Source organism: Desulfovibrio sp. (assembly GCF_047607245.1).
GTDB lineage: Bacteria > Desulfobacterota > Desulfovibrionia > Desulfovibrionales > Desulfovibrionaceae > Desulfovibrio.
This window is the reverse complement of sequence record NZ_JASGDK010000142.1, coordinates 24,197-41,424: the sequence shown is the minus strand read 5'-3', so window position 1 is coordinate 41,424 and position 17,228 is coordinate 24,197. Positions and strand designations below refer to the sequence as shown.

Genomic DNA, 17,228 nt, shown 5'->3' with positions numbered 1-17,228 from the left:
TCAATAACGATTATCTTATAACGACAAAAGCTCCCCAGATATTCTGGGGAGCTTTCAAAGCCTGTGGCGTGCTGCCAAGCGGTGGGTATATAAAACGACAGCTTGGGCAGTAAGGATCAACTTAAAACGTTGCTGCAGCCTCCATTGAAGCGGGCAGCACTAAGCAAAAATCCTTGTTGTTCTTTTACGGTTTAGAAACCGTAGCGCAGGCCAAGCATGAATTCGTTGTTGTAGGGGCGGTTGCCGATTTCATACTTAACGCCACCGACGTTGGCGCTGACTTCATTGTAGCCAAGGCCCACGAAGCGGTAAGAAGCGTCAACGGTGAAGTTTTCGTTAATGTTGTAGGCAACACCAGCGCCCAGATTCCAGGCAAAGTTGGTGAAACGGTCATCAGCCTCAAACTTGCTGCCATCGTTGCCCCGGAGGGTGTAGCCCGTGTAGTTGAACGCCAGACCAAGACCACCGCCTACATAGGGGGTGAAGGCGCTGTCGTTACGGAAATCCCAGAACAGGTTGGCAAAGAGAGTGGAGTTGTTCCACACGCCCTTGACGTCACGCAGGTTGGCACCGCCGTCGCTCCAGCTTTTTTCGCTGTTGCCACGCAGGGCGAATTCAATTTCAGCGCGAATGGGCAGCATCTGCTGGGGCCAGAAGTCGTAACCCAAAGCCAGAGCGCCACCAAGGGTGAACTGGCTGTAGCTGTCCACGCCGCTGCCGGCCAGACCGCTGCTGCGTTCCATCTGTCCGGTGTTCTGCATGCTCATGAGAAACTTGGGGGCCAAATACATGCCGGTGCCCTCGGCAGCGGCCAAGCCCGGCAGCGCAAGCGAAAGAGCAAGCGCCATAGCAACTATAAAACGTTTCATGACAGTCCTCCTAGTACTTTCCCTCAGATTTTTACGAGGGCAGCCTTAAATTTGGGATAATCATTAGAAAATGTCAATAAATTTTCTATATTTTTCCTACCATATCTGCGCTGCTCAAGGATATGCGGATACTGACAATTTCTTTTCTGTACGAATCCGGCGTCATCGCAACAGGCAAAACCTTACCTTTGATCCAACAAAAATATTACGCATTACTAGAGCAAGTTACGAATGAAATTAGTTAATTGTTCTGTAAAAATTTGTGTGCAAATTCTTGCCACGGAATAAGCACAGGCGAGCTTTGCTCGCCGTAATACGACTATTTCAAGTGTAAAATGCTCAAGCTGATAATATGATTACACTCGAATGCTCCATCAATTATAGCAGACCCCGTTACCTGTGCCCGTGGTGTCAAAGCAGGATGTACATGAAGCCTGTGATTTCCTACACTGTGGGAAAGGCTTGCTCCAGCCAGGCTTTGCCGTGAGCGCGTAAAAGTATCAGGTATGCCGCCATTACACTTTGCCTTTTCGCTATGCTGTACACCAAGGAGAAATCATGCCCCCTCTGCGCCACAATGAACCTGCAGGCTGGCTTTGCGAACTGGTACGGCAGCATCCCGCCCACCTTCGCTGGGATATTTCCCTTCGAGCAGCTCTTTGTGTTGGCCTGCCTTTGTCCATTGGCATTATTGCAGGCGACATTATGGCTGGCCTGTGGATATCGATGGGCACCCTGCTGCTCTGCTCCGGCGAAAGCGGAACTTCAACATACCGCTCGCTTATCCGGCAAACCCTCATCTGCGTGCCCATTGGGGCGGCGGGCTATCTGGCGGGCTATCTGACGCTCCTGCCCTATCCCGCCACACTGGCGGCTATGACAGTCATTTCCTTTGCTGCGGCAATTATAAGCAGCTACGGTACGGTTTTTTCCGTAGGAAGCATGCAGGCCATGCTCACAGCCTGCATAGCCGTAGGATTGCCCTTTATTGGCAATTTCTGGATGCCAGCTCTGCTCTTTCTCGTGGGGGCGGTCTTTTATATATTACTGTTAGGCTTGGAAATCCTCATGGACAGACACCGTCCACAACGGATTATTCTGGCAACGCATATTCGCGCGCTGGCGGCTTTTGCCGATCAAAAGGCTGATGATGACGATGCTTCAAAAAAAGAAGACTTCACCGAACAGGCCCGCAGAAAAGTTACAGACAGCTTTGATCCTCTGTATGCGGCCCTGATGGCCGAAGGCTACCGCAGCAATCAGGGGCCTTCGCCAGATATCGCGCAGAAGGCTGCTGTAATCAAAGCGGCAGACAATATTTTTTCCATTATAACTGCGACCCCAAAGACCGAAACTCAGAGCCTGCATGCGGTAGCCTTGTGGCTCAACACATTAGCTGACGCACTGATCCACCGCAGCCCTCCACCGCCCCTGCCAGATGCCCTTATTGCCCAGAACCACCAGAGCCATTTGATCCGCAGCTTGCAGCAACTTGTGGATGCTATTTGGTATAAGGGCCGTCTCACCTACGTGGATACGGCCCACGCCGAACAAGAGCAGGGTCAGCCAGACCGCACGCCCCCTGACCACACTACTGATATGGGCGTGCATCACGCACCAAAGACCAAACCTCTGCCCCAGAATGGCCGGGCTGATCATAGGACTTTGCTTTTGCGCGCCAAACTGACCATCGGGCGCGACGCCATTTTTAATGCCTCTGTTTTCGCTCTATGTATGGGAGTGGCCTTTGCCAGCAAGTATGTAATTGACGGCAGCCACTGGTTTTGGGTTCCTCTTACTGTGGCCCTGGTTATGAAGCCAGACTTCGGCTCTGTTTTCGCGCGCGCCGTATTGCGTACCCTTGGCACTGCTGGTGGCGTTGTCATCGCAGCCCTGATGCTGGCCTACATACCAAAAGGTCAGCCCTTGGTCCTTGCCATCGCTCTATTGGCTGGCCTGCTCTCCTGGGGCAAGGCACGCTCGTATGCCATGCAGGCTGTTATACTGGCCCCTCTCGTGCTGGTTCTGGTAGACGTGATCATCCCCGGGGCAGGAACCATTGACTACGCATTGCAGCGCTTTGAGGACACTGCCATTGGTGGGCTTATTGTTATTGTCTTTGGCTATGCCTTCTGGCCCAAGGTGGACACACAGCAGCTGGGCAATTCCTTTATCATGGCCCTTACGGATGCCGCCAACTACCTGCGCGCAACCTGCGCTCAAGACCAGGATGACGCCAGATTGCACAACGTGCAGCGGCAACACATTTTTGACGCCCGTCATCTGGCGTACAGAGATCTGTCCAACATCCGCTCGCAACTACAGAAACATATGGCGGAACCGCCCCCGGCAGGAATCCGGGCTGCGGCGTGGCTGCCAATAATTGCCGCGGCTGAACGCCTGTGCGACTGCATTACGGCCTTTAGTTCTGGCCGAATATTGGGAGATGCCATGCCAGATCCGGCACAAGTGGAAACTCTCGCCGGGCGGATGGAAAATCTGGCGCATGAAAAGCACGCCCCCGAGCAAAGTGCATGCCCCTACGCGCACGATACGCGCAACGGCAGCTTCTTGTGCGACATCAACAGCGAAATTGACTATCTGGCAGGATTGCTGGAACAGACGCCCGGAGTTTCGGCAGGTCCCGTTGCACGGGTATTGAGTGAAAATACGGCAGACGCCGCCATTGCGGCGGCAAATCATCCCTCAGGCGGAGTATGAAGAACTGATAAAAACCTTTGAAAAAGCGGATGCCCAGCATAAGCCCGAAAAAATCAGGCCACCGGAAGAGTGGAGAATCCGGCACGTTACAGACTCGCAAGTTCTTGAGTCTGCCGTACAAAACCAGAAACAAAGTCAGTCTCGCTGTTTTTTAACCATCAGCCACGTTTGTATGGGCAGCTGTCTTTCAGTCCAATGAGCCTTATAACCCATGCGCGGGCCGGTAAGCGGCCCCATATCGTAGCGGCTTGCCTCTTGCTCGCACAGCCACGCCACCTGCTCTAGTTGCAGGAGGTTCCCTATGCCCGCGTCCTTCCATTCCAGATCATAACTGAACTGCTGCCCCCGATACACATCACCCGCCATACCGCCAAAAATAAATCCCACATCTCGCCCCTCGTACGTGGCAAACATGATGCGTGCGCCACGCGCGGGGGCAAGACGCCGCAGCATGGCGTCATAAAAACTTCTGGCGGGTTCTTCTGCCATGCCGCACTGCCCCACGCCCTTCCAGCTCTTGTTTTCCACAGTCAGCATGCGCGCGAAAACAGCCTGAGCCTCAGCTTCAGTGGCAGGAATGTGCCGTTCGTACTCAATGCCGCGTTGTTGCGCACGCCGTCGCCCTTTGGACAGTTTTGCCCGATGGTTGGCTGACCTTCGAGACAAAAAGCCGTCCAGCCCGCCCCCAAGGGAGGCAGCACATTGTACGGATTCAGAGTGCATGAAGAAATCAAAACGGTGTGAAAAGGTCCGCAGCAGCCGCTGCGGCAACAAACTGCCCGATTGCAAACCGCTGAGAACGATACGGGGAAAGAAAGGAGCGTAACGGGCTGCAAGTTCGTCCATCACGTGTGCCAGCATATCCACGGCATGAAGGCCAAGCAGGGGAGAACTGAAAAACCACAAGGTATCAATTGGCGTCAGCAGAACCGAGTCTGCCGCAAACACCTGCTCTGCCAGCACCACCATACTGTGCGTAGTATGCTGCGATTCGTGCCACACAAGAAGACGGCGTTCCGGCGCAAAAACCTCATGGAAGGAAAGCTGCCACGCAGGCAGGCAGCAAAAAGGATCGGCCTGTCCAGAATGCAGGGCTGCCTGCTGCCAGCCTTTATGCCCTTCAAGATCGTGAAATGGAATTCTCTCCATAAAATACAGATCTCGCTCGTCAGCTCCCTACGCTATGGCCTATCTGACCTCAGTAGGGCACTGCTCATTGCGGCTGGCATAAAAAAACCAGCCTGCATCTGAATCCTGCACGCGCTCAAAGCAAAAATCTCCAACCGCGCGCCAGAGAGTGGCAGGCTGCACTGTGGCAAAAGCGGCGCTGACGGCCTCTGCCTGAGGAATTTGGCCCGCAAGAACCTTGATGGTCTGAGCTACGCCCTCAAAATACCGGGCAGAGGATGCGGCCGTATTAACCACCACAGCACGCTCCACTTTACTGTCAGCATTCAGAAAAAAAGTTGCCGTCACTCCCTCGTCCAGAGTGCATATCTTTACCTGACCCTGATCCTGCACAGTAACAGAACCGGGGGTAAAAGCTTTCATCCATCTGGACTCAAAATCTTTCCAGACCAGATCGCCGCCGTCCGCATCCGCCGGAACGGCCAGAAGCAGAAGAAAAAGGCAGAGCAGCAGTTTTTTCATGGCAATGTCTCCTTTTTCAAAGATTTCGGGGTGTCAAAAGTAACGTCGTAAGATACCGCTTGTTTATATATATGTGAGTAAACTGGTATTGGAAAGCATCTTTTTTCGGCATGCTCCCAGGCATTCAGGGCGGCGCTGCGGCACTTTCGACGTCGTGCGGTCAAACCGGAAAAAGCAGAGTGAATGCGCCCTGTTCAGTGCTCTTGTTTTTCAGAGCATTTTAATCAAAAATGAAAAATATATTGCTGACGAATCAGGATAACCACACATCCTGCTACGGATAGCTTTCGGTCAGAAGGCCAACCAGTTCGCCCCTAACCCTTCCCGCAGGAGAATTCTTCCCCGCCATGCCCACGTTTTCACTGCCACCAGCCTGTGTTTTGCGCGCCATCACCCGTATCAACAGTACGGGCAGACACAAGGTGGAGGATATATTGCTGCGCGAAGAGGCTTACGACCTTATCTGTAATGACAAAACTGTAACCCGCATGCACTGCATGCCCACACACCTTGAGGAACTGGCGGTAGGCCGCCTTTTTACCTTGGGCATGCTGCGGAGTGCCAGCCAGATAGCGTCCTTGCACATCCATCATCCCCAGGCACAGAACGCTGAAATTTCAGAACACGCGGCCCATGCTGCTTCTGACAAAGATCTTCCAGATCAGGATGCCGCAAATCAATTCACCTCGGCCGACAGCGCCGCGGCCCATAGCATTGCTGCTACCCACGCCAAAAAAATACACAGTGCAGAGGGTGCGGCATGCGCCACAACAATTCTGCAACACGGGCAAAGCATTGAAGGGCCGCGCATTGCCGGAAGCATACGGATAGCCACAACTTCTGAACCTTCATCCGACAACCCCGCAAAAAAAGCAGAGGTGCGGCTTACAGCTGCCCAGGTACACAAGCTTCAGGCGGAATTTGAAGAGCGCTGCGTGCTCTTCCGTCAAACAGGGGCTGCCCACAGTTGCGCTCTGGCTACCGAAAAGGGCATCCTGATGTTTTATGAAGACATTGCCCGCCACAACGCCTTGGACAAGCTTATTGGAGCCATGCAGCTTCAAGGGGTGTCGCCGCAGGGCAAGCTTATGATATTCAGCGGGCGTCTGGCCGTGGATATGCTGGAAAAAGCCGTTGTCAGCGGTGTTCGCCTGCTTATGGCCCCGGGCGCGCCGTCCCTGGCCTCAGTAGAGCTGGCTGAAACCAGGCAGATAAGCCTTCTGGGTTTTGTGCGCAAAGACAATATCAACATCTATACCTGCCCGCACAGGATAGTCTGATATGTCTTTTTGCCCTCCCTATGCATCCCCGCATATGTCAGAAAAGAAGGACATCCTGCCTCTGGAAAAAGCGCTGGCCGCCCTTCTTGCCTGTGCCCGCCCGACAGAAAAGACCGAGCACCTGCCACTTCTCGAAGCCTGCGGGCGCGTGAGCGCAGCCGACATTTGCGCCAGCCTGCCGCAGCCCCCTTTTGACCGCGCCCAGGTAGACGGCTATGCCCTGCGCAGCGCAGACATTACCCTGGCCAATCCAGATTTTCCCGTCACGTTGCCAGTGGTTCAATACCTGTATGCGGGCGGTGGCCCAGGCGATCCTCTTCTGCCCGGACAGGCGGCCCGTATAACTACCGGAGCCATGATGCCTCAGGGGGCGGATTGCGTCATGTGGCAGGAAGATACGACGGTTGACGGCTGTGGCGTCACCATACGTCACAAACTGTCCCCAGGCCGCAACTGTCACCCCTGCGGGCATGACGTGGCTGTGGGGCGGTCTCTGGTACGGCGCGGCGATGTTCTGCACAGCGGAACACTCGGCCTGCTGGCCGGGCAGGGGCACACACATGCATACGTATACAGCTGCCCCACGGTCAGCATGCTTTCTACGGGAGATGAACTGTGCCCGCCGGGCCACCCGCTGCCCCGAGGCGGTATATATAATATCAGCGGAACGCTGCTGGGCGTGCGTTTGCAAAATCTTGGCGCCCGCATCCAGAGCATGAGCACCTGCCCCGACAACTACGACAAATTGCGGCGTAACGTTGAAACCATGCTGGGGCAAAGCCATCTGGTCATCACCACAGGCGGCGTATCCTGGGGACCGCGTGACCTCATTTCACGCCTGGCGGAAGAACTGGCGGCCCGACACGGCGGCCATATGCTGTTCCGCGGCTTGCACATGAAGCCCGGGGCTATGACCTTGGGTGCAGCTGTGGGCGGCAGTGTTCTGCTTGGCCTTTCAGGCAACCCCGTGGCGGCTGCGGCGGCATTTGAACTGCTGGCCCGGCCTCTTATCCGTAAAATTTCCGGGCGGGCGCGCTACGGGTTACAACGGCAGCGCGGTATAATGCGCAACGATTTCGGCTCCTGCCGAAAAGACGCGCGACGCTTTATGATGGCGAGGCTTGAAGGAACAGAGGTCTATATGCGGCCTGAGAATGAAAGTATCGGGCAGCCAGCACTGTGGGATGACTGCAACTGCTTTGTGGACATCCCGGCGGGATGCCCCCCCTTGCGGCGCGGTATGGAAGTGGACGTCATTCTGACTTAGGCGACGCCCCACACTGGCGCCCGATCTGCTACTTCCTGTAAAATGATCATGCAATTTCCTTGAACCCAAAAATCATATGCATATCAGATAGTAATAAACATTACTATTGCACGCCACATAAATAGGCGTTACCATATACCTACTTATAGAAAAAGCGTGAAGAAATTAACGGCGTACTGCGCTCCGCCAATTTCCCGTTGCCTTAACACTGCGAGCCAAATCATGTCCCACCACAAAGAGCCTTTCAGCCCGCGTACAGCTGTGTGCCACAGCAGATACCGCGATGCTGAAAAACACCATAGCGTCTGTCTGTATTGTGCCATCGGCTGTAGTCTCAATATTTACAAATATAAGGGTGACGTTGTCGGCATTGAAGGCGATGATGAAAGCCCGGTGAACCGTGGACGCCTGTGCCCCAAAGGTTCCAACACCCTGCAGGTAGTGCGTAGCCCCCATCGTGTGGCAACAGTGCGCTATCGCGCGCCCTATTCAAGCCAGTGGGAAGACCGCCCGATGGACTGGGCAATGGACCGCATTGCCAAGCTCATGCAGGTTTCCCGCGAAGCGGGATTTCAGGAAAAAAACGCGGCGGGCATGACGGTCAATACGTGCCACAGCATTGCTTCTCTTGGCGGTTCCGCCAGCGACAATGAAGAAAATTACCTTATGAAAAAACTTTTCACGGGCGGGCTCGGCATGCTCGACGTGGAAAATCAGGCCCGGCTCTGACACTCCGCATCTGTGCCCGGTCTGGGCGCATCATTCGGTTTCGGTGCCTGCACCAACTTCCCGCGCGACATGCGCAACAGCGACTGCATCCTTATTATGGGCTCCAATATGGCGGAGTCTCACCCTGTAGGCTTTCAGTGGGTAATGGAAGCCAAGGAACGGGGCGCAACGCTCATCCACGTGGACCCGCGCTTCACGCGGACCTCGGCTGTGGCCGACCATCATGTGCGCATCAGGCCAGATTCAGACCTGGCCTTTCTTGGCGCTCTTATTAACCTTATTATCAAGAAAAAAGGTTACTTCGCCGATTTTGTCAGCCAGTACACCAACGCCTCAACCCTTGTAAGCGAAAAGTTTTCCTTTGATGAAAATACCGGGCTTTTTGTGGGTTTTGATCCTGTCACACGCTCTTATGATCAGGAACCGGATGCCTGGGACTATGAGCTGGATGCCCAGGGCATGCCCGTAACAGATCCCACGCTGCAACATCCCCGGTGCGTGTTTCGCGTGCTTGAAAAACATTTTGAAAGCTACACCCCGGAAAAGGCTGCGGAAACATGCGGATGTTCCCCAGAAGACGTTGAACTGGTGGCCGACCTGCTTATGGCCAACTCGGGCACTGACCGCACTTCGGTTATGGCCTATGCCCTTGGCTGGACCCAGCACACAAGCGGTACGCAAATCATCAAGGCCGCGGGCATCATCCAGTTGCTTCTGGGCAACATTGGCCGCCCCGGCAGCGGCATCGTAGCCTTGCGGGGACATGCCAACGTGCAGGGCGCAACAGACATTCCCACCCTGTTCAACAACCTGCCCAACTATATTCCACAGCCCAAAGCCATACCCGAGCACGCCACGCTCAAAAGTCTGCTTGAATACGGGCACGGCCTGAGCGCACGCAGGGGCAAGGGCGAAAGGGGCCTGTGGCGTCAGGAAGGCATCAAGGGCGCATGGGCAGCCATGCCCTCTTATATGGTCAGCCTGCTCAAGGCCTGGTACGGCGATGCCGCCACAGCAGAAAATGAATATTGCTACCAAAACCTGCCCAAGATGCAGAAGGACGAATCCGAACAGATATTCTTCAAGGAGACCTTGCAAGGCATTGTACGGGGCATGTTTGTTTTTGGGCAGAACCCCGCAGTCAGCTCCCCCAACTCCGGCTTTCACCGCGAAGCCATGCGCAGGCTGGACTGGCTGGTAGTTGTGGACGCGTTTGAAACAGAAAGCGCCGCCGTCTGGTATGCCGACCCCAACGGCCCCGGTCCCGAAACTGTGGGCACTGAGGTTTTTCTGCTGCCAGCCTCACTGGCAATGGAAAAAGGCGGTTCTGTCTCCAATACCGAACGGCTGGTGCAATGGCACGAACCCGTACTGGAAGCGCACGGCGACAGCAAATCTGACCTCTGGTACGTCTATCAGTTGGGCAAACGGCTCAAGACCCTGTATGCTGGCTCCACTCTGGAGCGTGACAAGGCGCTGCAACAGCTTACCTGGGACTACTGCAAGCCGGGAGACGACGAGCCGGATCCCGAGCTTGTGCTGCGCGAGATGAACGGTTTCAACACCGTCACGGGCGAACACCTCAAAAGCACGGGCCAGCTTGCTGCCGACGGCTCCACGGCATGCGGCTGCCGCCTCTATTGCGGGGTTTACCCGGCATCAGACCAGAACCTTGCCAAAAGGCGCGGCACTATCAACGACGATGAAAACTTTTATCCCAACTGGGCATGGGCATGGCCCGGCAACTCGCGCATTCTTTACAACCGCGCATCTGCCGACCCCGAGGGCAAGCCCTGGTCAGAGCGCAAGGCTATCATTCACTGGGACTCCAACGCCAAACGCTGGACCGGAGCAGACGTGCCCAATTATGTGTTGGACAAGGCCCCGGACTACCGCCCCACCCCGGAAAGCAGAGGGATGGACGCCATACCGGGCAACGCGCCCTTCACGGTACATTTTGACGGGCTGGGCTGGCTTTTTGCACCCTTTGGCCTGTCGGACGGCCCCATGCCAGTGCACTATGAAGCGCTGGAAACCCCTGTGCGCAATACGATGGCAGCACAGCAAATATCGCCTTCCACCACGCTTATTGAAGATTCGCGCAATGCCATCGCAGTTCAGGGTGACCCGCGCTACCCTATTATCCTTACGAGTTACAGGGTAACGGAACAGTTTGTGGCCGGGGTTATGACACGGCGCTCAAGCTGGATCAACGAACTGCAACCCAGCCTGTTTTTTGAAATGGACCCGGAACTGGCTGAAAGCCTCAACCTGCGTACTTTGGACTGGGTTATTGCAGAAAGCAAACGAGGCTCCATTGAAGGCCGGGTGCTGGTTACACCGCGAATGGCCCCCCTTATGGTCTGCGGCAGCAAGGTACATGTCGTTGGCGTGCCCATGCATTTTGGGTTCAAGGGCGAAGTGACCGGCGACTCTGTCAACGTGCTCACAGCCCTGTCCCTTGGCCCCAATTCGGACATTGCCAGCGTCAAATCCATCGCCTGCCGCATCAGACCGGGCAGGCTCACTCCCCGCAGCGAGCATAAGGACGACTTCCGCGACGCATACACGCCCCTGCCTGATGCCCCGATGAAAAACGTGCCCTGGATTTGCAAGCCCGAAGGAAGGTTGGATTATGACAACTGATACGCAGCATCTTCCGCAGAAACCGCATGGTTTTCTGCAACGGGTGATCTATCCCTTCCAGCGGGGCGCGCAGCCGGAGCAGCAGGAAGCCGTGGGCTTTTTTACGGATACGTCCGTCTGCATCGGCTGCAAAGCCTGTCAGGTGGGCTGCAAACACTGGAACATGCTGCCCGGCCTTGAGCCGCGTCTTTCAGGCCGCAGCTACGACAACACGCTTGAGCTGTCAGCAAAAACGTGGAGACATGTCAAATTTGCGGAAGTCATCACTCCGGACGTGCCAGCCAACAATCGTCAGGGACTGCGCTGGCTGCTGGCCAGCGACAGTTGCAAACATTGTGAAGACGCCCCCTGCTTGCGGGCCTGCCCCACGGGCGCGCTTATCCGCACCGAGGTGGGCGGAGTATACCCGCAATCCGACATCTGCAACGGCTGCGCCTCATGCGTGGCGGCCTGTCCTTTCGGCGTCATAGCCAGAAGTGAAGAAACAGGCCATTCGCACAAGTGCACCTTCTGCCTTGACCGTGTGAGAGACGGCCTGCATCCGGCCTGCGCCAAGACCTGCCCGGCGGCCTCCATACGTTTTGGCAAACTTGAAGACATGCGCAATGCAGCCCGCAATCGCCTGACTCAGTTGCAAGCCCAGGGAGTGACCAATGCCCGTCTTTACGGGCTGGACCCCACAGAACATTACTCTTCTCTGCATAATATCTTTCTGTTGTTGGACAATCCTGCAAAATATGGATTGCCGGAAGACCCCATACATCCGGCCCGACGCCTCAAAGGTGATTACACGCGGGCCATTGCCGGAGTTTTGGCGGGTATGGCAATTATAGGCGCATCCGTAGTTTTTGGAGGGTATCTGTAATGGAGACAGCCAAAACCATGCAAAAAAACACCCAGCAGAATGCCTGCCCGGCCTACAGCCAGGACTATTCAGGAGACGTCATCCCGCACCTTCCGCCGTGGGGAGTCATGACAGTCATTGACGTCTGGCTCAACAACGCGGCTTTAGGATTATACATTGTAACGGCTTGCGCCCTGCTGCTGCGCCCCGTGACTTTCGGCATTCTGGCCCAACCGGCGTTTGTGCTGGCCTGGCTGCTTCTTGTTGCCGACCTGCTCATGCTTGTGGCCGACCTTGGCGACCCGCGCCGTTTTCACCACATGCTGCGCACGTTTCGCCCTACCTCGCCCATGTGGGTAGGCGTATGGGCATTGACCTTGTCGTCGGTGACCATTCTTATTCCGGCCCTTTGGGGCTCTATGGGCCTTATGACCGGATTTGAACTGCTGCCCCAGGCATGCGCTGCCAGTGTTATGGCCTTTCTTGATTCAGATGCGGCAGTAAACACACTGGTGACCTTCATAGCCCTTGGCATCATTTGCGCCGCCGCCGGGCTCTGCTACAAAGGCGTACTTTTTTCTGCCACATCAAGGCCAGTATGGCGCAAGGCACGCTGGTTTTCAGCCTACCTGACCAATGGTGGCATACTGCTTGGCTGCGCACTGTTTACCGGGCTGGGTATGGCCGTACACGTCACCAATGGCCTGCACAAGCTTTTCCCTGCCATGCTGGTGATGCTGATTATCGACATGCTGCTGCTCCAGCTCCATTTGCGCCCGGCCATGCGCGACGGCTCCAGCACTCTGCAACGCAGAAATCTCGGTACAGCAACCGTACTTGACGGGGCAGCTTTTGCATGTCTGCTGGCTGTAACAATAGGTGCAGGGCATCCTGCGCTGGTAGCTCTTGCCGTGCTGGCTATCGCCGCTTCGGCCCTTATGGGCCGCCACAGCTTTGTACTGCCCACACGCAGCGTGTAGAGACTTTTCACATGGTGCAAAACGAGAAGCATTACAGTTGAAACTTCGCTGCAACCGCCAAAAAATACTTACTATACATTACTTTGTGGTAAAAACCCCTTTTGCAAAAGGGGTTTTTACCGTTTTTCCCTAAACGCCTTACGTTTATTTCAGCAAATTACTGAAGAGCGCCCAATTTGATGGCGATGTTTCATAAGTAACACCCCAAGACAAAACACTTTTTCACAGCAAATCTGCACTAAACCGCAAGATATCAAAGTAAATTAGCCATGAAGCAGCAGCGCCACTATGTAGGTTATGGCGCTGCTGCTTTATTTGGGTGAGGTAACCTATCCGGTTGCCTTTCATGAGAACACTTCATATCTGAAATACTATCAAAAATTTGAGTTTAAACTCTTTCCGCCAAACAGGTACATGCAAACCTTACCTGCCGTTAAGCGCCGTTTCAGGGGTTAACTGCTCTGCCAAACGTTTTCGCCCTAGCGGTTAAACGCCCGCCCAGAACGCACAAATTGCCCAACAGTATGTTTGCCAAGGCTGACAATCTGAGGAATAAAATCTAACCTTGATTTGTATATTATTATATCTTATAGTCCAAAATGTTCACATAAAAACTTTTAATTTTTGCATGTTAACATCTTATTGGCAAAACTTTCACATAACTGACATGTACGATTACTTAAATATAATCATCATAAATAAATAATACTAAAATTCATCATTAAAATGCAATACAATTGCACTATACACAATAACGATCATCCACATCACAACAACTCAGAGACATTTCAGCAATCTAAACCCTCTCAAAATTTTACCTTCTGAGCTGACCCTGTCGGCTCATATGCAACCGCTATATTTCTGTGCGTCTTGGAGGAGCAAAAAGAAGAAATACCCAGACCAAATTTTCGGCTAGTGGATATGTTTGTCTTGATCACAATTATTTTTAACATTTTATGGAAGTTCGGTTTATACCGAGGAGGCGTTCATCTGCTGGTGCCCTCAACGCTGATGACTCCAGCAAGTTCGTTTTGACGGTCACCCGTTGGTCGTCCTTCCATATACTCGTCCGTTTACGGGCTACACCCGCGGCATGCAAATGCCTCGGCAGAAGGAGGGTATATGGCAAAAATTTCTATCCAAAACGTTTCTAAGGTCTTTGGTCCACATCCCAAACAGGCACTTGAGCTTGCAGCCAAAGGCGTCTCGCGGGCTGATATTCTGCGCAAAACCCGCACCACAGTTGCCCTGTTCGACATATCTTTAGACATCACAGACAGTGAGCTTCTTGTCATCATGGGCCTTTCCGGCAGTGGCAAATCAACACTGTTGCGTTGCCTCAATGGCCTTATCATGCCGACGACCGGACGCATTCTTGTGGACGGCGAAGATATCACCACGATGAACGATCAAAAATTGCGTCGTGTGCGGCATCGCTGCTTTGGCATGGTCTTTCAGAACTTTGCGCTCTTTCCCCATAGAACGGTATTGCAGAACACTGCCTTCGGCCTTGAGGTTATGGGGGTATCCAAAGCCGACCGTCTGAAAAAAAGCGAAGAAATGCTTGAACGGGTGGGACTGGCGCAGTGGAAAAATTCTTCTCCCGGCCAGCTTTCCGGCGGCATGAAGCAGCGTGTTGGTCTTGCCCGCGCCCTTGCCCTGGAACCGGAAGTTCTGCTTATGGACGAAGCTTTCAGCGCTCTTGACCCTCTCATCAGACAGGAAATGCAGGATGAACTGCTCGCGCTTCAGGAAGACATACAGAAGACCATTGTCTTCATTACACATGATCTGAACGAAGCCTTCAAGCTTGGTGACCGCATCGTCCTGTTACAGGACGGAACTGTCGTCCAGACTGGTACTCCTGAGAATATCCTGCAGGCTCCTGCCAATGATTACGTGGCCCGTTTTGTGGCCTCGGCAGACGCATCGCAGGTGCTTACAGCAGCCAGCGTCATGAAGCGCTCTGAGGATGTCGCGGTGCTGGGGCTGGACGGGCCTCGCGCTGCCTTGCGTAAAATGCGGGCCTATTCCATCGCATCGCTTTTCGTGCTGGACAGGCATCGCCGCTTCGTTGGCATCATAAATGCCGCTGACGCAAAACAGATGATTACTGAAGGGCGATCCGACCTCACAGAAATTACCAGCACGGATATTGTCACCGTCAGCCCCGACACTCCGGTCACTGAAATTGTGCCTCTTATGGCCGAACTGCCATACCCCCTGGCAGTGGTGGATGAACGCCAACGCCTTCAGGGCGTTATAGTTCGTGGCCTGTTGCTTGGTTCCCTTGTGGAGCACAGCAAGGGAGGCGCAAATGCTGCCTAGATTGCCATTAGCCAGCTATGTGGACAACCTTGTGGAGTTTTTGGTCGAACATGTTTCCGGCTTTACCCGCGCCGGATCAAAATTCATGCTGGGCCTGCTGGACAATTTCGAGCAGATGCTCCTTTTACCGCCGCCGTGGCTTTTCATCCTGTTGCTGGCAGGTTTTGCCTGGTGGGTGACGCGCAGGCCCGGGCTGTCGGTGTTCGTCGTTCTGGGGTTCGGTCTGCTTTGGAATCTGGGCCTCTGGGTTCCTGCCATCAGCACCCTGGCGCTGGTGCTTTCCGCCACCCTGCTTTCCGTTCTTATAGGTGTGCCCTGCGGTATTATGGCTGCAATGTACCCGGCAGTGCGGAAGATAGTCATGCCTGTGCTGGACGTCATGCAAACCATGCCGGCATTTGTCTACCTTATCCCGGCCATTCCCTTTTTCGGCATTGGCAAGGTCAGCGCCGTGGTAGCCACTGTCATCTTTTCAGTGCCACCAGCCATCCGCCTGACATGCCTGGGCATCCAACAAGTACCACAGGATCTTGTTGAATGCTCTGAAGCTTTTGGGGCCACGCGCATGCAGCGCCTTTACAAGCTGGAGCTGCCTCTGGCCACCCCTACCATTGTGGCAGGCGTTAACCAGACCATCATGTTGGCCCTCTCTATGGCTGTCATTGCGGCGATGATTGGTGCGCGCGGCTTGGGCGGTGAAGTCTGGAAGGCTATTCAGCGCCTTAATATAGGTATGGGGTTTGAGGCCGGGCTTGGCATTGTCATTGTGGCCATCACTCTTGACCGGCTGTTCCGCGCTCTGGCCCACAGAAGTTCAGGCAAGTGCGCCTAGAGCAGAATAATTTCGAGATATATACCTCAAAATTTAAGCACACGCGGTGCGGCGTTTTCGAGCAATAAATAGCGCCTCCGCAACGTCTGCCTGCTCATGCAGCCGCAGGGCATTTAAAATAAAAAAGCTCTGACCGAAAAACCGCACGATTACTGATAGTGCAACAATATTTCATATAAGGAATACCAATGAAATCTAGTATATTGGGCCTTGCCCTGACCATAGTGATGCTGTTCGCCGTTGGCGCAACAGCCAAGGATATAAATGAAAACAAGAACCTCAAACTGGTCTATGTGGAGTGGGACTGCGCCAATGCGTCAAGCCATCTGGCCAAGGCCGTTCTTGAAGACAAGCTTGGCTATAAGGTGGAGCTGCTGCCGGTTACGCTTCCCATCCTCTGGACCAGTCTGGCCACTGGCGATGCCGACGCTATGGTGACAGCATGGCTGCCCAATACCAATAAAGACATGTACAACAAGTACAAGGACAAGCTGGAAGTGTTGGGCAAACTTACGGACGGCGCGCGGCTTGGCCTTGCCGTACCCGATTATGTCCCCCTGCACTCCGTGGAAGAGCTGAAAGCCAACGCAGGCAAGTTCAAGGGGCAGATCATTGGCATTGATCCCGGCGCAGCCATCATGCGTCTTACCGAAAATCTTGTGAAGGATTATGGCATAGATAATATGGAGTTGATGGAAGGCAGCGATGCCATCATGACATCCAGCCTGGCCGAGGCTATCCGCAACAAAGAGTGGATTGTGATCACCGCATGGTCGCCCCACTGGCTTTTTGGCCGTTGGAACATGCACTATCTTGAAGACCCCAAGGGCAGCCTTGGCAGCGAAGAAGCCATCTATAATGTTGGCCGTAAAGACCTGAAAACGGACCACCCTGATGCGCATGCCTTTTTGTCCAAGTTCGCCTTTGCAGACGCAGGTCAGTTGCAGCAACTTATGGCCTGGAACCAGGAAAAAGGCGCAGATCCGATGAAAAACGCCCGCAGGTTCATGACGGAACACCCGGAACTGGTGGAAGCCTGGCTGAAAAAATAAGCTGCCGTACCCGCAGCACCGCTAGTCAAT

Annotated in this window: 13 protein-coding genes; 10 read left to right on the top strand and 3 right to left on the bottom strand. The window is 54.2% G+C overall.

The window, feature by feature from the left end:
- Positions 1 to 191 precede the first annotated feature (191 nt).
- A complete protein-coding gene (locus tag QM579_RS11340; protein WP_414999252.1) occupies positions 192 to 869 on the bottom strand; it encodes an outer membrane protein in 678 nt (225 codons plus the stop codon).
- Between the two features lie 558 nt (positions 870 to 1,427).
- Between QM579_RS11340 and QM579_RS11335 the strand changes: the two genes are divergently transcribed.
- Positions 1,428 to 3,590, top strand: coding sequence for an FUSC family protein (locus QM579_RS11335; RefSeq protein WP_414999251.1), 2,163 nt, complete (start codon positions 1,428 to 1,430; stop codon positions 3,588 to 3,590).
- Between the two features lie 135 nt (positions 3,591 to 3,725).
- On the opposite strand, the gene QM579_RS11330 is transcribed toward QM579_RS11335, so the two are convergent.
- The gene (locus tag QM579_RS11330) at positions 3,726 to 4,739 is read right to left on the bottom strand and encodes a GNAT family N-acetyltransferase (protein WP_414999250.1); all 1,014 of its coding nucleotides are present in this window, start codon (positions 4,737 to 4,739) and stop codon (positions 3,726 to 3,728) included.
- A 39-nt stretch (positions 4,740 to 4,778) separates the two neighbouring features.
- Positions 4,779 to 5,240, bottom strand: a complete 462-nt coding sequence (locus tag QM579_RS11325; protein ID WP_414999249.1) for a hypothetical protein — start codon at positions 5,238 to 5,240, stop codon at positions 4,779 to 4,781.
- A gap of 347 nt (positions 5,241 to 5,587) precedes the next feature.
- On the opposite strand from QM579_RS11325, the gene QM579_RS11320 reads away from it, so the two are divergent.
- The 9 genes from QM579_RS11320 (at position 5,588) to QM579_RS11280 (ending at position 17,198) form a co-directional block, all read left to right on the top strand.
- Positions 5,588 to 6,520 carry a formate dehydrogenase accessory sulfurtransferase FdhD gene (locus tag QM579_RS11320; protein ID WP_414999248.1) on the top strand — a complete coding sequence of 311 codons (933 nt, stop codon included), beginning with the start codon at positions 5,588 to 5,590 and terminating at the stop codon, positions 6,518 to 6,520.
- A 34-nt stretch (positions 6,521 to 6,554) separates the two neighbouring features.
- Complete coding sequence (locus tag QM579_RS11315) at positions 6,555 to 7,787, top strand: molybdopterin molybdotransferase MoeA (protein ID WP_414999247.1); 1,233 nt, start codon at positions 6,555 to 6,557, stop codon at positions 7,785 to 7,787.
- Between the two features lie 222 nt (positions 7,788 to 8,009).
- The gene (locus QM579_RS11310; RefSeq protein WP_414999246.1) at positions 8,010 to 8,516 is read left to right on the top strand and encodes a hypothetical protein; all 507 of its coding nucleotides are present in this window, start codon (positions 8,010 to 8,012) and stop codon (positions 8,514 to 8,516) included.
- 69 nt (positions 8,517 to 8,585) lie between these two features.
- Positions 8,586 to 11,162, top strand: a complete 2,577-nt coding sequence (locus QM579_RS11305) for a molybdopterin-dependent oxidoreductase (RefSeq protein WP_414999245.1) — start codon at positions 8,586 to 8,588, stop codon at positions 11,160 to 11,162.
- Entirely contained in the window at positions 11,152 to 12,027 is an 876-nt protein-coding gene (locus QM579_RS11300) for a 4Fe-4S dicluster domain-containing protein (protein ID WP_414999244.1), read from the top strand. The genes QM579_RS11305 and QM579_RS11300 overlap by 11 nt, the downstream gene beginning before the upstream one ends.
- Positions 12,027 to 12,986 carry an NrfD/PsrC family molybdoenzyme membrane anchor subunit gene (gene nrfD, locus QM579_RS11295; RefSeq protein WP_414999243.1) on the top strand — a complete coding sequence of 320 codons (960 nt, stop codon included), beginning with the start codon at positions 12,027 to 12,029 and terminating at the stop codon, positions 12,984 to 12,986. The genes QM579_RS11300 and nrfD overlap by 1 nt, the downstream gene beginning before the upstream one ends.
- A 1,122-nt stretch (positions 12,987 to 14,108) precedes the next feature.
- Complete coding sequence (locus QM579_RS11290; protein WP_414999242.1) at positions 14,109 to 15,314, top strand: quaternary amine ABC transporter ATP-binding protein; 1,206 nt, start codon at positions 14,109 to 14,111, stop codon at positions 15,312 to 15,314.
- On the top strand, positions 15,304 to 16,146 hold the full coding sequence (locus QM579_RS11285) for an ABC transporter permease (protein WP_414999241.1): 843 nt from the start codon (positions 15,304 to 15,306) through the stop codon (positions 16,144 to 16,146). Before QM579_RS11290 ends, QM579_RS11285 begins: the two co-directional genes overlap by 11 nt.
- A gap of 188 nt (positions 16,147 to 16,334) precedes the next feature.
- Entirely contained in the window at positions 16,335 to 17,198 is an 864-nt protein-coding gene (locus QM579_RS11280) for a glycine betaine ABC transporter substrate-binding protein (protein ID WP_414999240.1), read from the top strand.
- The last annotated feature ends 30 nt before the right edge of the window (positions 17,199 to 17,228 follow it).

What these genes read in the sequence shown, in the direction of transcription:
- QM579_RS11285 (WP_414999241.1), top strand. Translation starts at nt 15,304, where the DNA reads ATGCTGCCTAGATTGCCATTAGCCAGCTATGTGGACAACCTTGTGGAG.
- QM579_RS11340 (WP_414999252.1), bottom strand. Translation starts at nt 869, where the DNA reads ATGAAACGTTTTATAGTTGCTATGGCGCTTGCTCTTTCGCTTGCGCTG.
- QM579_RS11310 (WP_414999246.1), top strand. Translation starts at nt 8,010, where the DNA reads ATGTCCCACCACAAAGAGCCTTTCAGCCCGCGTACAGCTGTGTGCCAC.
- QM579_RS11330 (WP_414999250.1), bottom strand. Translation starts at nt 4,739, where the DNA reads ATGGAGAGAATTCCATTTCACGATCTTGAAGGGCATAAAGGCTGGCAG.
- QM579_RS11305 (WP_414999245.1), top strand. Translation starts at nt 8,586, where the DNA reads ATGCGCAACAGCGACTGCATCCTTATTATGGGCTCCAATATGGCGGAG.
- QM579_RS11325 (WP_414999249.1), bottom strand. Translation starts at nt 5,240, where the DNA reads ATGAAAAAACTGCTGCTCTGCCTTTTTCTTCTGCTTCTGGCCGTTCCG.
- QM579_RS11280 (WP_414999240.1), top strand. Translation starts at nt 16,335, where the DNA reads ATGAAATCTAGTATATTGGGCCTTGCCCTGACCATAGTGATGCTGTTC.
- QM579_RS11290 (WP_414999242.1), top strand. Translation starts at nt 14,109, where the DNA reads ATGGCAAAAATTTCTATCCAAAACGTTTCTAAGGTCTTTGGTCCACAT.
- QM579_RS11300 (WP_414999244.1), top strand. Translation starts at nt 11,152, where the DNA reads ATGACAACTGATACGCAGCATCTTCCGCAGAAACCGCATGGTTTTCTG.
- QM579_RS11320 (WP_414999248.1), top strand. Translation starts at nt 5,588, where the DNA reads ATGCCCACGTTTTCACTGCCACCAGCCTGTGTTTTGCGCGCCATCACC.
- QM579_RS11315 (WP_414999247.1), top strand. Translation starts at nt 6,555, where the DNA reads ATGTCAGAAAAGAAGGACATCCTGCCTCTGGAAAAAGCGCTGGCCGCC.
- QM579_RS11335 (WP_414999251.1), top strand. Translation starts at nt 1,428, where the DNA reads ATGCCCCCTCTGCGCCACAATGAACCTGCAGGCTGGCTTTGCGAACTG.
- nrfD (WP_414999243.1), top strand. Translation starts at nt 12,027, where the DNA reads ATGGAGACAGCCAAAACCATGCAAAAAAACACCCAGCAGAATGCCTGC.